General features: G+C 64.1%; 11 protein-coding genes. 1 reads left to right on the top strand and 10 read right to left on the bottom strand.

Annotated elements, in window-relative coordinates; genetic code table 11:
* Positions 1 to 16: 16 nt before the first annotated feature.
* From FJ958_RS26755 to FJ958_RS26715, 9 genes are all read right to left on the bottom strand, one after another.
* A complete protein-coding gene (locus FJ958_RS26755; protein WP_140747549.1) occupies positions 17 to 2,101 on the bottom strand; it encodes an ABC transporter ATP-binding protein in 2,085 nt (694 codons plus the stop codon).
* Positions 2,094 to 2,975 carry an ABC transporter permease gene (locus tag FJ958_RS26750; protein WP_140747546.1) on the bottom strand — a complete coding sequence of 294 codons (882 nt, stop codon included), beginning with the start codon at positions 2,973 to 2,975 and terminating at the stop codon, positions 2,094 to 2,096. Before FJ958_RS26750 ends, FJ958_RS26755 begins: the two co-directional genes overlap by 8 nt.
* The gene (locus FJ958_RS26745) at positions 2,972 to 3,925 is read right to left on the bottom strand and encodes an ABC transporter permease (protein ID WP_140747543.1); all 954 of its coding nucleotides are present in this window, start codon (positions 3,923 to 3,925) and stop codon (positions 2,972 to 2,974) included. The genes FJ958_RS26750 and FJ958_RS26745 overlap by 4 nt, the downstream gene beginning before the upstream one ends.
* Before the next feature lie 12 nt (positions 3,926 to 3,937).
* Positions 3,938 to 6,289, bottom strand: a complete 2,352-nt coding sequence (locus tag FJ958_RS26740) for a molybdopterin guanine dinucleotide-containing S/N-oxide reductase (RefSeq protein ID WP_140747629.1) — start codon at positions 6,287 to 6,289, stop codon at positions 3,938 to 3,940.
* Positions 6,290 to 6,427: 138 nt separating this feature from the next.
* A complete protein-coding gene (locus tag FJ958_RS26735; RefSeq protein ID WP_140747540.1) occupies positions 6,428 to 8,092 on the bottom strand; it encodes an ABC transporter substrate-binding protein in 1,665 nt (554 codons plus the stop codon).
* A 250-nt stretch (positions 8,093 to 8,342) separates the two neighbouring features.
* A complete protein-coding gene (locus FJ958_RS26730) occupies positions 8,343 to 9,527 on the bottom strand; it encodes a mandelate racemase/muconate lactonizing enzyme family protein (RefSeq protein ID WP_140747537.1) in 1,185 nt (394 codons plus the stop codon).
* Between the two features lies 1 nt (position 9,528).
* Positions 9,529 to 10,635 carry a mandelate racemase/muconate lactonizing enzyme family protein gene (locus FJ958_RS26725; RefSeq protein ID WP_140747534.1) on the bottom strand — a complete coding sequence of 369 codons (1,107 nt, stop codon included), beginning with the start codon at positions 10,633 to 10,635 and terminating at the stop codon, positions 9,529 to 9,531.
* 34 nt (positions 10,636 to 10,669) lie between these two features.
* Positions 10,670 to 11,362, bottom strand: coding sequence for a GntR family transcriptional regulator (locus tag FJ958_RS26720; protein ID WP_140747531.1), 693 nt, complete (start codon positions 11,360 to 11,362; stop codon positions 10,670 to 10,672).
* A 118-nt stretch (positions 11,363 to 11,480) separates the two neighbouring features.
* A complete protein-coding gene (locus FJ958_RS26715; protein WP_140747528.1) occupies positions 11,481 to 12,269 on the bottom strand; it encodes a 2OG-Fe(II) oxygenase in 789 nt (262 codons plus the stop codon).
* A gap of 89 nt (positions 12,270 to 12,358) precedes the next feature.
* Here FJ958_RS26715 and FJ958_RS26710 point away from each other — a divergent pair, with 89 nt between their 5' ends.
* Entirely contained in the window at positions 12,359 to 13,279 is a 921-nt protein-coding gene (locus FJ958_RS26710) for a LysR substrate-binding domain-containing protein (protein WP_246679773.1), read from the top strand.
* Positions 13,280 to 13,324: 45 nt separating this feature from the next.
* Here the strand turns inward: FJ958_RS26710 and FJ958_RS26705 are convergent, their stop codons facing one another.
* On the bottom strand, positions 13,325 to 14,479 hold the full coding sequence (locus FJ958_RS26705) for an efflux RND transporter periplasmic adaptor subunit (RefSeq protein ID WP_140747525.1): 1,155 nt from the start codon (positions 14,477 to 14,479) through the stop codon (positions 13,325 to 13,327).

The raw sequence follows: 14,479 nt of genomic DNA, 5'->3' as shown, positions 1-14,479 counted from the left end.
CGAGCAGGAAATGCCGCTACGCTGCTTCGATGACGACACCCTTCTGCAGTCTCGCCAGTTCCGAATAGGGGATGTGGCAACGGATGGAATGTCCGGGTTGCGCCTCGGCGAGCGGTGGCTCCTGCTGTTCGCAGATCGGGCCGATTTTGCGCGGGCAGCGCGTGTGGAAGACGCAGCCCGAGGGCGGGTTGACGGCGCTGGGGATTTCGCCGTCGAGCCGGATGCGCGCCGTCTCGGTCTGATCGAGCTTGGGCACGGCCGAGAGCAGCGCTTCTGTATAGGGATGGTGCGGCCCGGAGAAGACTTGCTCCGACGGCCCGAGCTCCATGATGCGGCCGAGATAGAGCACGGCGATCTTGTCGGAGAGATAACGCACCACGCCAAGGTCATGCGAGATGAAGATGTAGCTGACGTCTTCCTTCGATTGCAGATCGGCGAGCAGGTTGAGGATCGCCGCCTGCACGGAGACGTCGAGCGCCGATGTCGGCTCGTCGCAGACGACGATGCGCGGATCGCCGGCGAAGGCGCGGGCGATGGCGACGCGCTGCTTCAAGCCGCCCGACAGCTGGCGCGGCTTGACGGCCAGATGCCGGTCGGTGAGCCGCACCGAGCGGACGAGGTCGTCGAGGCGAGTCTCCAGCGCCTTGCCGGACAGGCCGGCCAGCCGCTTCAATGCCCGGCCAAGGATGTGGCGGATCGAATGCGAGCGGTTCAGTGCTGAATCCGGATTCTGGAAGACGATCTGCATCGCCTTGACCTGGTCGTCGCCGCGGTTCTCCAGCTTCGGCGCCAACGCCTTGCCCTCGAGTTCGATGGTGCCGCCATCATCGGGCGGCACCAGGCCGAGCAGCAGCCTGGCAAAGGTGGTCTTGCCCGAGCCGGATTCGCCGACCAGCCCCAGCGTCTCGCCGGGCCTGAGATCAAGCGAGACGTCCTTGACGGCGCGCAAGGGATGGCCATGGCTGGCATAGGTCTTGTTCACTCCCGCCACCCGCAACACAGGTTGGGCCGCAGGCTTTGGCGCGGGCGCCACATCGCTGGGTGTGGCGCGCGGCAGGGCTTGCGCCTTGTCGTGATAGTGGCAGCGTGACAAGCGTTTGCCGCGCTCGTCACTCAGATCATAGAGGGGCGGCAGTTCGGTGCGGCAGCGCTCGGTCGACAGCGCGCAGCGGTCGGCGAAGGCACAGCCGGTTATCGTGGCGCCAATGCCGGGCAGGAAGCCGGGAATGGTGTCGAGCCGGCCCTGGTCCTTGCGCTGGCCACCGCGCGGCAGGCAGCGCAGCAGGGCGACGGTATAGGGATGGCGGGGATCGTTGAAGACGACCTCCGTCGGTCCCTCCTCGACCAGCATGCCGGCATAGAGCACGCCGACGCGGTCGCACATATTGGAGACGACGGCGAGGTTGTGGCTGATGAACAGGATCGAGGCCGAGAGTTCTTGCCGCAGTTGCGCGATAAGATCGAGCACCTCGGCCTCGACCGTGGCATCGAGCCCGGTGGTCGGCTCGTCGAGGATCAGCATGGAGGGATCGTTGGCCAGCGCCATGGCGATCGCCACGCGCTGTTGCATGCCGCCCGACAGCTGGTGGGGGTAACGCTGCATGACGCTTGCCGGATCGGAGATGCGCACGCGGTTCAGCATGGCAATCGCCTGATCGGTGGCTGCCTGGCCAGTAATGCCGCCAAGCTCGAAAATCTCGGTCATCTGCCGGCCGATGCGGATCGACGGGTTCAATGCCTTGCCTGGATCCTGGTAGACCATGGAGACGCTTTCGGCCCGGGTACGCCGCAGCGCCTCGGCATCGAGCTTCATGATGTCCTTGCCGTCGAGCGAGATGGCGCCGCCGGTGATCGAACCGTTCCTGGGCAGATAGCGCACGACGGTGAGCGCGACGGTGGATTTGCCGCAGCCGGATTCGCCGACCAGCCCATAGGCCTCGCCCTGGCCGATGGTGAGGCTCAGATTGCGCAGCACCGCGCGGTTGCGCCCGGCGACGCGGTAGGCGACCGACAGGTCCTTGAGTTCGAGCGCGTTTTTTGCCTTGCTCTGGGTCTTGGCGTTCTTTGTCTTCGTGCTGTGGGCCTTGGCGGGTTCAGTCATTGAAGGCTCCATGAACGCCGTCGGCGGCCAGGTTTACACCGATCACCAGCGAGGCGATGGCCAATGCGTCGAACAGCACCGTCCACCAGAAGCCGCCTCCGATCATGCCGTAATTGCTGGAGATCGACAGCCCCCAGTCGGGTGAGGGCGGCTGGATGCCGAAGCCCATGAAGGAGAGCGTGGCGACGGCGAAGATGGCATAGCCCAGCCGCACCGTGGTCTCGACCAGGATCGGCGGGATGACGTTGGGCAGGATCTCGACGAACATCGTGTGGAAGGCGCTCTCGTGCCGGAGCTGTGCGGCGGCGACATAGTCGAGTTCGCGCTCGGCCAGCACCGCCGAGCGCACCGTGCGGGCGATGATCGGCGCGAAGCTCAGGCCGATGACGATGATGACGGTGGTCTTGGAGGTGCCGAGTGCGACGATGGCGAGCAGCGCCACGATGACCACGGGGATGGCCATGAAGGCTTCCAGGATGCGGCTGACGACATCGTCGACGACGCCGCGGAAGTAACCGGTAAGCAGGCCAAGCGCGGTGCCGGCGATCGTCGCCAGCAAGGTGGCGAGCGGTGCGACGGTCAGGATATCGCGCGAGCCGACAATGACGCGCGAGAAGACGTCCCGGCCGATCTGGTCGGTGCCGAACCAGTGTTCGGCCGAAGGCGGCGACAGCGCGTTGATGATGTCGTCGGCAAGCGGATCATAGGGCGCGAAATGTTCGCCGAACAGCGCGCAGGCGACCCAGAACAGGACGATGGCCAGACCGGTCAAAAAGGTGCCGGAGCGCATGAGCGAGGACAGGACCTCCGCCGCCGGGCTGCGCCGGCGCGTGTCGTCTTGTCGTACGGGAGAGGTGGTCTGGACGGCGCTCATTGGTCTGTCCCCAGCCGGATGCGTGGATTGAGCACGGAATAGAGGAAGTCGGCGATCAAGGTCGCCACGGCATAGACGATGCCGATGGTGAGGATGCCCGATTCCAGCATTGGAAAGTCCTTGCCGCGCGCGGCGGTGAAGATCAGCGAGCCGATGCCCTGGTAGCGGAACAGCGTCTCGATCACCACCAGACCGCCGATGAGATAGCCGGTCTGGGTGGCAATGACGGTGATGGTCGGCAAGAGCGCATTGCGCAGCACGTGGCGCCAGATCACCGTGCGCCATGGCAGGCCTTTCAGCACGGCGGTTCGCGTGTAATCAGAATCGAGCGCCTCGATCATGCCGGAGCGCGCCATGCGCGCGATATAGCCGAACAACACCAGGAACAGCGGCAAAGCGGGCAGGATGAGGTAGTAGAGCTGGGTGAAGAAGCCGGCATCCTTGGGCCATGCCGCAGAGATCGGCAGCCAGCGCAGCCACACACCGAAGATCAGGATCAGGATGATGCCGGTGACGAACTCCGGCAGCACGGTCACCGACAGGCCGCCGAGGCTGATGATGCGGTCGAGCGGCCGGTTGAGGTTGAGCGCCGCAATGACGCCGCCCAGGATGCCGATCGGCACCACCAGCACGAAGGCGACCGCCGCCAGCTTCATCGAATTGCCGAGCGCGTCGATGACGAACGGCGCCACCGGCGAGCGGAAGATGTAGGAGGTGCCCATGTCGCCCCGGACGAAGTTCCAGATCCAGGTCGCGTATTGGGTGAGGAGCGGGCGATCGACTCCGAGGGAGTGGTTGAGCGCGTCCACGGCCCGCTGGTCGGCGAACGGACCCAATATGGCGCGTCCGACATTGCCGGGCAGCACCTGGCCGCCCAGAAACACCATGATGCTGAGCAAGAACAATGTGATCAGCGACAGCGACACACGCCGGGCGAAGAAGGAGAGAATGGCATCGGCTCCTTATGAACGAGGTTTCGGCCCGGCCACGTCCAGGCGGTTCGGTGAACTTACTGTGACAGGCGGATCGAAGGCTGTCACCGCTGGAATGACCCCGGCAAACAGCGACACCTGAACCAGTGTCGAATTGCAGGTCGGTGACTGGGCAAGGCGCGACGTGCCCCGGTCTGGTGTCAGCACGTTCGGGTTGCCATGCTTTTCCAGGCTGTGCGGCTGTCCTGGCTCGGCAGGGTCGAACCATGCGCCGGTCGGCAGCTGAACCACGCCAGGGATCAAGCCGTCCGTCAGCACCGCGCCTGCCAGGCACGACCCGCGATCGTTGGAAACGAGGACGACCGCCCCGTCCTGTACGCCGCGCGCCGCGGCATCGGCCGGATTGATCCACAGCGGTGCGCGGTCCGACACCTTGCCCGCGCGACTGACCGAGCCATGATCATGCTGGCTGTGGAGCTTGTCCGCAGGCTGCGGCGACAGGAGATGCAGGGGGAACCGCTCCGCAAGGTCGCTGCCCAGCCATTCCCTGGGCTCCTGCCACACCGCGTGGCCGGGACAGTCGTCATAGCCGAAACCATCGATCTTCAAGGAAAACAACTCGATGCGTCCAGACGGGGTCGCCAGACGGTGGCGCTCGGGGTCCGAGCGGAATAAGCCCAGCAATGTCTGCGAGGTGACGCGACGGGTGAGATCGGCGTGACCCTCATGCCAGAAGCGTTCGAAAGGCGGCATGTCGACGCCGATGGCGCCCGCATTCTCCCTGGCCTGGTCATAGAGCAGGCGAAGCCATTCCTCGGTGTCCCGCCCCTCCGTGAAGGCCTCGCGCACGCCAAGCCTCGCTGCCAGCTCGGCAAAGATCCGGTGGTCGTCGCGCGCCTCCTGCACCGGATCGATGGCCTGTTTCATGGCGACCACCAGATTTTCACGGTTCGAAAAAGCGAGGTCATTCCTCTCCAGCGGCGTGGTGACCGGCAGCACGATGTCGGCATGGCGTGCTGTTGCCGTCCAGAAAGGCTCGTGGACGATGATCGTCTCAGGCCGTTGCCATGCCTCGACGAGACGGTTCAGATCCTGATGATGGTGGAACGGGTTGCCGCCGGCCCAGTAGACGAGCCTGATATCGGGATAGGACATCGCGGCGCCATTGAATTCGAACGACCCGCCTGGATTAAGCAGCATGTCGGCCACGCGGGCGACGGGAATGAAGTCCGGGACGCGGTTCTTGCCTTGCGGAACGGATGGCCAGCGAAATCCCATCTCCGGTCTGCCGGCGCCATTTGTCGACGAATAACCGAAGCCAAATCCGCCGCCCGGCAACCCGACCTGGCCAAGCAGTGCGGCAAGCGTAATCGCGGCCCAGTAAGGTTGTTCGCCGTGGTCGGCCCGCTGCAGCGACCAGCTGACCATCAACATAGTGCGTTTGACTGCCATTTCCCTGGCCAGGGCGACGATCCGGTCCTCGGCCACGCCGCTCAGGGCGGCAGCCCATGGCGCGTCCTTCGGTCGTCCGTCGCTTTCCCCGAGGATGTAGGCGCGAACGATCTCGAAACCGGTGCAGTAGCGCGCCAGAAAACCCTCGTCATGAAGGCGTTCGCTGACGAGGACATGGCACAAGGCCAGCATCAGCGCCGTGTCGCTGTTCGGCCGAAGCGCCAGCCATTCGGTATCGACATTGCGCGGCGCGTCGTCGCGCACCGGCGAAACATTGACGAGGCGGGCGCCATTGCCGACGGCTTTGCGCAGGGCGTCCGCAGCCTCGTGGCGCGCCGCGCCGCCGCCTTGTATCTGCGCGTTGCGCCAAGGCAGCCCGCCGAAGGCGACGATCAGTTTGCTATGCTGCTCGATGCCGTCCCAAGTGGAATGATTGCCCGTCAGGCCGTCGGTCCCGCCAAGCACATGCGGCAGGATGATTTCGGCCGCGCCATAGGAATAGCTCAGCACCGAACTGGTATAACCGCCGATCGTGTTGAGGAAGCGGTGCACCTGGCTCTGGGCGTGGTGGAATCTTCCCGCGCTCGCCCATCCATAGGATCCCCCATAGATTGCACTGTTTCCATGCTCGACGCGAACCCGGTCCAGTTCGGCCGCCACGATGTCCAGTGCCGTTTCCCACGACACTTCGACAAAGGGCTCGCTGCCCCGCCGGCCGTTGGTGGTGGACCTGTTTCCCTCGAGCCAGCCGCGCCTCACGGCGGGACGTGCCACGCGCAGGTTTCCCTGTACCGTGCCGAGCATGGATTTGCCGATCGGCGATGGATCGGGGTCGCCGCTCCATGGCTCGACGCCAACGAGCCTGCCGTTCTCGGCACGGACTTCGTATGTTCCCCAATGCATGGTGGTGAGCAGGGTCTCGGACTCCATCAGATCGGTCAACGATCAATCGTCCCGTAGGCGAGGGTCCGCGTCAGGCCGGCGTGCAACGCCTTGCCTCGGCCTGGCCGCGAAAGCGCCAGCCCCCGATGGGACTGGCAGTTGCGGGATGGGCTTGTCTCCTCGCGCTCAGGCCTTCGATGCCTTTTCGAGGAACAGTTGCGACATGGCGGTAGGCTGCACGCCCGCCACGCCCTTCGCCGTTGCCGTCAGGTAGTCGTAGAAATAGCCGAAGATGACAGGCGTTTCCTCGAGCAGCAGTTTCTGGATCTTGCCCGCCGTCGCCTTCTGCGCCTCGAGATCGAGCGCGGCGATGTAGCTGGTCGCCAGCGTGTCGTAGTCCTTGTTCTTGAAATGCGCGGCGTTCCAGGTGCCGTCGCTCTTCAGGGGAGCGGCGAGATAGACGTTGGGCACGCCGCGGTGGCCGTAATCGGTGATCCCCATCGCCGAATCCAGCCAGTTCGATTTGCCGAACACCGCGTCTCCGTAGTAGGCGCTCTGGTCGAGGATGTTGAGCTCCAGCTCGATGCCGATCTCCTTGACCCAGTTCTGGATGAGCTGCGCGTATTCCGGGATCTCCAGATAGCGCTCGGTGGTGAGCGTCATCTTGAAGCCCTTGCCGGCGCCGGCAGCTTCCATCAACTGCTTGGCCTGCGCAATGTCCTGCTCGCGCTGCGGCACGCTCTGGTCGGTCGATGGATAAACGGGGGCGAACGGGCTGTCATTGCCCGGTGAGGAGCGTCCCTTCATCAGGCCCGCGACCAGCTTCTTGCGGTCGATGCTGAGCGCGATGGCACGGCGCACGCGCGGGTCCTTCATCGGGCCGTCGTCGCAGCGCAGGTGCAACTGCTGATGCGCTGAAGACTTCAGGCTGATGATGTCGACACTCGGATCGTTGAGGAGAGCGACGCCGGCGAGCACCGGCATCTGGTTGATGATATCGATCTGGCCGCCTTGCAGCGCCAGGATCTGCGGCTGTATATCCGTGAAGAAGGTGAACTCCGTCCGCGCGGGCAGGGCCTTTTCGCCCCAGTAGTCCTCATTGCGCACAAAGGAAGCGCCGACCTTCGGCGTGTATTTCTCGAGCTTGAACGGCCCGGTGCCGTCGAAGCTCTTTTCATAGTCGCCCTTGTAGCTCGCCGGGATGATGACGGCGTTGTAATTGTCGGACGACAGCATGTAGGGGAAGTTGCCGTTGGGCGCTTCGAGATGAAATTCCACCGTGTAGTCGTCGACCTTCTTGCTGGCGCCCTTCGACAAGATGCCGGTGAACACCGACAGCGCGTTGGACGAATTGGCTGGATCGGCGAGGCGGTCGATGCTGGCCACCACGTCCTCGGCCTTCATCTCGCCGCCTGAGTGGAATTTCACGCCCTTGCGCAGCTTGAAAGTCCACACCGAGCCGTTGTCGTTCGGCTTCCAGCTTTCGGCCAGGGCCGGTTTGAGCACCAGGTCGGGACCGTCGACGCAGAGGAATTCGGCGACCTGCTGCATGACGAGAAGCCCGCCGGCGTCGGCGATGGTGACGGGGTCGATGGCGGCGGCCGGCACGCTGCTGCCGACACGGAGTGTGGCGCCAGCCGCACCGGCGGCGCGCGCCAGCGATGGCATGCCGCCGAAGCCGGCGGCCGTGGTGATGCCGCCAAGCAGCGGCAGCGACAGGCCGAGCAGGCTGCCATGGCGGATGAAGTCGCGGCGGCTGACGCGGCCGTCGACGAGGCCATCGATGAGATGGTTTTCGAGCGGCGAACGGTTACGGCGGATCAGATCGAGAATGCGGTGGTTCTTGCTCATGGGTTCTAAGCCCTTTCCCCAGTTGTTGTGGTTGGCGAAGCATTCCAGTTGACGAGTTCCGTGGAGTTCTCCTGTCCAGGCATTCATCACTATCGGTCGACGGACTGTAGCATGCGGTTCTGACTGGTCCATCCGCTCCGTGGGGCGGAAAGGTCAGATTTTCTTGATGCATTTTCTGTCGGCCAGGCGACCCGATTGAAGCCGTGGCCGCCTTTTCCTCCGATATGTCCTCCTTGCTTTCAGCGTCCTTCTAGTTCAGTGGCAATCTGCGGTAAGTGCCGGACTTCTCCGGATCGTGATATTTGTTGCATGGCCCGTTCTCGACGAAGTCGCGATGGCAGGCGGCAAGCTTCTCCTGTGACAGCGTGACGCCGAGGCCATGTCCTTCCGGCACCGCCACCACGTTGTCTTTCGGCGAAAACGGCCCTTCCTCGATGATGTCCATCGGCTGCATGCGAAACAGCGACTGGTTGGGCTCCCTGATCCAGCCGAGCGCGGCGCACAGATGCAGGTAGCAGGCACTGCCGATGCCCGTGTCACCACTATAGCACCAGTAGTCGATGGCCGCGTGCTCGCAGGCGCCGACGAAGCGCAGCATGCGGCCGATGCCGCCATGCGCCGTCGGGTTGCCGACGAAGGCGTCCGGCACCTTGAGGTCCATGGCACGCGCAATGTCGATGTTGTGGGTCGAGAACGGGATCGAGCAATGACGGCGCAGTTCGCGCATTTCCTCGATCGTGGCCACCGGATCCTCCCAGTTGCGCACGCCGAGTTCCTCCAGCGGCCGCGCCAGCCGCCTGGCGGTCGCCAGCGAATAGGCCTGATTGGAGTCGATGCGGATCATCGCATCGTCGCCAAGCTTTTCGCGGATCAGCTCGACCATCCTCAGGGAGACTTTCGGGTCTTCGGTCGAGAACTTGCCCTCGAAGAAGGTCGTTCCGTGACGCTCGTGAAGTTCGACGCAATAGTCCGCGACCTCTTCCGGCGTCGTCTCGCCCTTCACATCAGGGCCGTCGCCGCGCAGCGAGAAATAGTCGGTGAAGGGAATGGCCTTGCGCACCGCGCCGCCGAGCAGCTGATAGAGCGGCTGGTCCCACGCCTTGCCGCGCAGGTCCCACAACGCCATCTCGATGGCGCCGAAGGCCATGATGCGGGCGCGGTCGTTGATCGACTGAACGCCGGCCCAGAAGGGCAGGCAGACATGCTCGGCGCCGGCGATGTCGAAAGCGTCGCGACCGACCAGTCGTTGGGCAAGCACGTCATTGATGATCGTGGCCGCGGCCGGCGTCGGCGCCTCGCCGAGACCGACAAGCCCATCCTCGGTCTCGACCTCGACGATGGTCGGCGAGAAGCCGTCGAGTTCGCCGAAGACCCAGACGTAAGGGGCTTCCAGCCGGTAGTTGATCGGCGTTGCCTTGATGCGCCTGATCTTCATCTCAGCGGCCGATCTCGAAGAAGGGCTTGCCGAGGAGCTCGGGAACGACGTCGATGCCAAGGCCCGGCCCGTCCGGAATGCCCATGCGGCTGCCTGTCACCGGCGGCATGTTCGATGCGGTGCGCACCGTCACCCATTCATGGAAGGCGATGGCATGCAGCCGGCGCTCCTCCGGCGTCGATAGCGACAGGTGCGCCATCGCTGCAGTATCGATCTCGGCGCCGCCAGTGTCCTCGACCGTGATCATGAAGCCGAGGTCGACGGCAACGTCGCGGATCAATCGGGTCTTGGTGATACCGCCGAGCCGCGAAATCTTCAGCGTCAATCCGTCGGCCGCGCCCCGGCGATGGATTTCCAGCATCTCCTCCAGCGAGGTGACGGATTCGTCGAGCACCATCGGCTTGTCGAGCATGCGGCGCACCGACATGTTCTCGTCGATCGTCGTGCAGGGCTGCTCGAACGTGTAATCGATGGCGCGTGTGGCATCGGCGAACTGGCGCGCCTGGTAGGGCGTCCAGCCGGCATTGGCGTCGCAGAAGATGACGGTGCCTTTCGGCACCGAAGCGGCAACGGCCGTGACGCGCTCGACATCTTCATGGACATTGCCGCCGACCTTGACCTGCAGTCGATGGAAGCCGTCCTTGACGATCCGCTTGGCCAGCGCCGCCATTTGATCGACCGTGCCGTGCGTGACGACCTTGTAGAGTTCGGCCGTGTCGCTCTCCTTGCCGCCGAGCAGCGTGACCAGCGGCACGTCGGCGGCGCGTGCCGCGAGGTCCCAGCAGGCCATGTCGAGCGCCGACTTGATGTAGGGATGGCCCTTGAACACAGTGTCCATCAGCCGGCCGATGCTGGCCAGTCCACGCGGATCCTGCCCGATGAGATGTGGCGCGATTTCCGGCACGCCCGCGCGTGTTCCCGCTGGGAACGCGGCCGAGTAGAAATTGCCGAGCGGCGCCATCTCGCCCCATCCGGTCAAACCGCTGTCGGAGGTGACGGCGACGATCACCGCGTCGAAGGCATCGGCGACGCGTCCCTTGGACATGCGGTAGGGGCCGTCAACGAAGGGCTGCACGACATGATAGGCTTTGATGGTTTCGATCTGCACTTTGGTGTCCGTTTTCAGCGATGAGGGGCGATGATCAGGAGCCTTTCGGCGTGCGCGCTTCGAGGCCGCGCGCATAGGCTAGAAGCTCTTCGAAATCGAGGTCGATATGCTCGCGGGCGTGACGCTGGGCAGCGTGCATGTCGTCGCCTTTGAGCAGCCGCACATACGTCTCATGGACATCCTCGGCCGGCACGGCTTCCTTGCGTGCCTGCTGGTGCAGGGCGAAATACATCTGCAGCCGGCTGGTCAGCCGCTGCCATGTTTCCAGGAGCACCGAATTATCGGCCCATTCGTGAATCAGGCCGTGCAGTTGCAGCGCGGTTTCGATCTGCCTTGTGGTGTCGCGGTCGCGCGTCGCCTGCTTCACCGCCTCGTGGCGCCGGTCGAGCTCATCGAAGAAACGCTGGTCGCGCAGCTTCCAGGTCCGTTCGATGGCGAACTCGTCCAGCACCTTGTTGAGTGAATAGGCATCGTCGATGTCCTTGGCGGTGACGTCGATGACGAAGGTGCCGGCGTAGGGAATGCTGGTCAGGATGCCTTCCTGCACCAGTTCGCGCATCGCCTCACGCAACGGCGCACGGCTGACCCGCATCTGTTCGGAAATCCTGAGCTCGTTGAGCTTCTGGCCGGGTTCTAGCTGGCCGGTCAGGATCGCGCGCCGCAGCAGCGCCACGATTTCGGCGCGGCGCGTCGTATCGGCAATCGGGCTGAACTCCGTCTTCACCATTCGGCCGCTCCAGCGAGAACAGAAGGGAAGACAATCAGGTTGTCGACAATCTAACAAGGCGTCATTTTCGGATTCTTCAATTTTGCCGACAATCCGATCCGCATGTGCCTGGAGCGGCTCAGGCGGCCCGGCCGTAGAAGCCGATCCGTTCCTCGGCACTGAACACCACCCCCGGCTTTTCATAGTAAGAGAACACCGCGATCATGCGTTCGCGTTCGCCTTCGACAGTGGTGACGCGGTGCGCGGTGTTCTTGCCGCGGAAGACATTGAGCGTTCCCGGCTTCATGCGCAGGATCTTGGCCTCGGGATCGTGCCCTTCGAGCAGCTTGGCGACGCCCTCGTAGTTCGGGTCGTCGTCCGATCTGAGATCGGTGCGGTATTCCAGGTCGCCGCCGCGTTGCGCCTGCTGCAGCAGCAGCGTCGTGGTGAATTCGGAGCGGTCGAAATGCCAGTTCAGCGCCTCGCCGGCGCGATAGGCCATGACATTGGCGCGGGCCAGCGGATCCTGCATGACATGCAACCTCTCCTTGCCCATCGTCGCGGCCAGGAACCGCACCAGCGGTTCATACTCGTAGATCGCCATCACCGTGCTGCCGGGTATCTGGTCGGCGCAGACAGTGTGGCTGATGGTTTCGACTTTGCGCAGCGCGGGATGATCGGGCGCGAGTTCGGGGATATCGGGCTTGAAGTAGATGTTGTGCATCCGCTTGTGGACATGAGATTGCGTGTCCATCACCGGCTTGATTTCCCGCACCGCCTGCTCGGCGACGCCGGGCCTCAAGAAACTTTCGAGATTGAACATGCCATCGGCTTCGAGCGCTGCGATGGACCGCTCTACGAGGCGGTTCCATCCGGCGCTGCCTTCGCGGTCGAGCGGATAACAGTCGAGATCGAGAATGTCTTTCATGTCGCGTGCTCCATCGGTCGGGCACAGAAGACGGCAAAAAATTCTTTCCCTCAACGCCGAAAATTATTAGGAATGGCCAAGAAAAACTTATGGAGCCTGACGTGGACCGCCTGCCGCCGCTGAATGCGATCAGGGCTTTCGAGGTCGCGGCCCGCGCCGGCAGCTTCACTCTGGCCGCGAGTGAGCTTGGCGTTTCCTCGGCGGCGGTCAGCCAGCAGATCCGCAATCTCGAGACCTGGTTCGGCAAGCAATTGTTCGTGCGCACCGGCAACCGCATCACGCTGACCGATGCCGGCCATGCCATCTATCCGCAGACCGCGCGGGCGTTGGGCGACATTGCCGCCATCGGCCAGCGAATGCTGGAAGGCGGCTTGAGAACACGGCTTGTGGTCAGCGTGCCGTTCTCGCTGGCGGAATTGTGGCTTGCGCCGAGACTGGCCGCACTACTTGAAGCTTTCCCGCACATGGCGATCGACGTGCGGGCGGAAGACGATCCGGTCGACCTGACGCGCCAAGGTGTCGATCTGCGCATCTCCTATGGCGACTACCACTATCCCGGCCTGCGGATGGTCCGCCTTGTCCATGATGATCTGCTGCCGGTCTGCGCTCCAGAGTTCTGGCACCGGCATGGCAATGGCGACACAGGTCTGGTGGATCTGCATGAGAGCCTGTTCATCCACACCAATTGGGGTCCGAACTATGCCTCGCATCCGACCTGGGCGGATTGGTTCGCGGCATCCGGCGGCAACCGCTCGCCAGACCCGTCGCATGGCCGTCGCGTCGGCCTGTCCAGCCTGGCGATCGCGTCGGCGAGGCTCGGCCTCGGCATTGCCCTTGGCCAGCGGATAATGGCGCAGGCCGATCTGGACGTCGGGCGCCTGATCGCGCTGTCGTCGGTCTCGGTGCGCCTTGGTCATCCCTATTGCGCCTTCATGCCGCCAGCCAAGGCCGACCGCGCCGGCGTGGCCGCTCTTGTCGGCCTGCTCGTGAAAACGGCGCCCACGACCTGAGAAAGGGTCGAGGGCGCCGCGCGGAAACCGGGCCTGCGGGGGAAGTCAGGTAGCCGGTTTCTGTGGCAGTGGGGAGATCAGCATTCCGGGTCCGATCTTCTGCAGATTGCCCGTGATCACCTGGTCGCCTTCGGCGACACCGCTCAGGATGGAGATCTGGTCGCCGCTGGTCGGTCCGAGCGAAACCAGCCGCTGGTCGACCGTGTTGCCCTTGCCGACGACATAGAGATATTTGCCGAGCTGGCTCGAGCCGAGCGCGACCTGAGGAACCATCAGCGCGTCGGGCTGCTGTTTGACGTGCAGCCGCACGCGCACATATTGGCCCGGCAGCAAGGTGAACTTGGCGTTGCCGATGGTGGCGCGGGCCGTGATCGTGCCGGTCGAGTGGTCGACGGTGTTGTCGATGAAGGTCAGCTGACCCTTCTGGCTGGCTTCCGTGGCGCCCGGCAGCAGGACTTCGACTTCGATCGGCCCCGATGCGCGAGCTTCCTCGATCTGCGCCAGGTCCGTCTCGCTCGGATTGAAGGTGACGTAGATCGGGTCGAGCTGCACCAGCGTGTTCAGCACCGTGCCGGCGACGCTGACCAGCGTTCCGACCGAGGCCTGATTGCGGCCCAGGCGGCCGGTGAATGGCGCATGGATTTCCGAATAGCTCAGATTGAGCTCGGCCGTGCGCACGGCCGCCTGGTTGAGCGCCAGCGCCGCCTGCGCCTCGCGCAAGGTGCTGGTGCGCTGGTCGAAGCTGTCCTTGGCCAGATAGCCGCTCTTGGCCAGTTCGGAGCCGCGGCCGAGATTGGACCGCGCATAATCGAGCGTCGCCGTGTCGCGCTGAACCTGGGCGTTCGCCTGGTCGAGCGCGGCCTGGAAGTCGTCGGGCGAGATCTTGTAGAGCAGATCGCCCTGCCGCACATCGGCGCCGTCTTGCGCCGTCTGTTCTTGCAGATAACCCGGCACTCTGGCCTGCAAGGTGATGCTGCGGATTGGCTCGATGCGGGCGGCGTAGTCGAGATAGATGGGGATCGTCTTCTTCACGACGCTTGCCACCGGCACCGGCATAACGAACGCCGCTGGAGTTGGCGTTGCCGCTCCCGCCGTGGCGCCGCCCAATCTGAGGTTACCCATGTCGAGCAGGTGGACGCTCGCCACGGAGATCGCGCCCAGCGCGACAGCCGTTCCCAACGCGATTTTCCATTTACGCAT

This window comes from Mesorhizobium sp. B2-3-5 (assembly GCF_006442395.1).
Classification (GTDB): Bacteria; Pseudomonadota; Alphaproteobacteria; order Rhizobiales; family Rhizobiaceae; genus Mesorhizobium.
The sequence above is the reverse complement of the archived record's forward strand: the minus strand, read 5'-3'. Positions and strand labels throughout refer to the sequence as shown.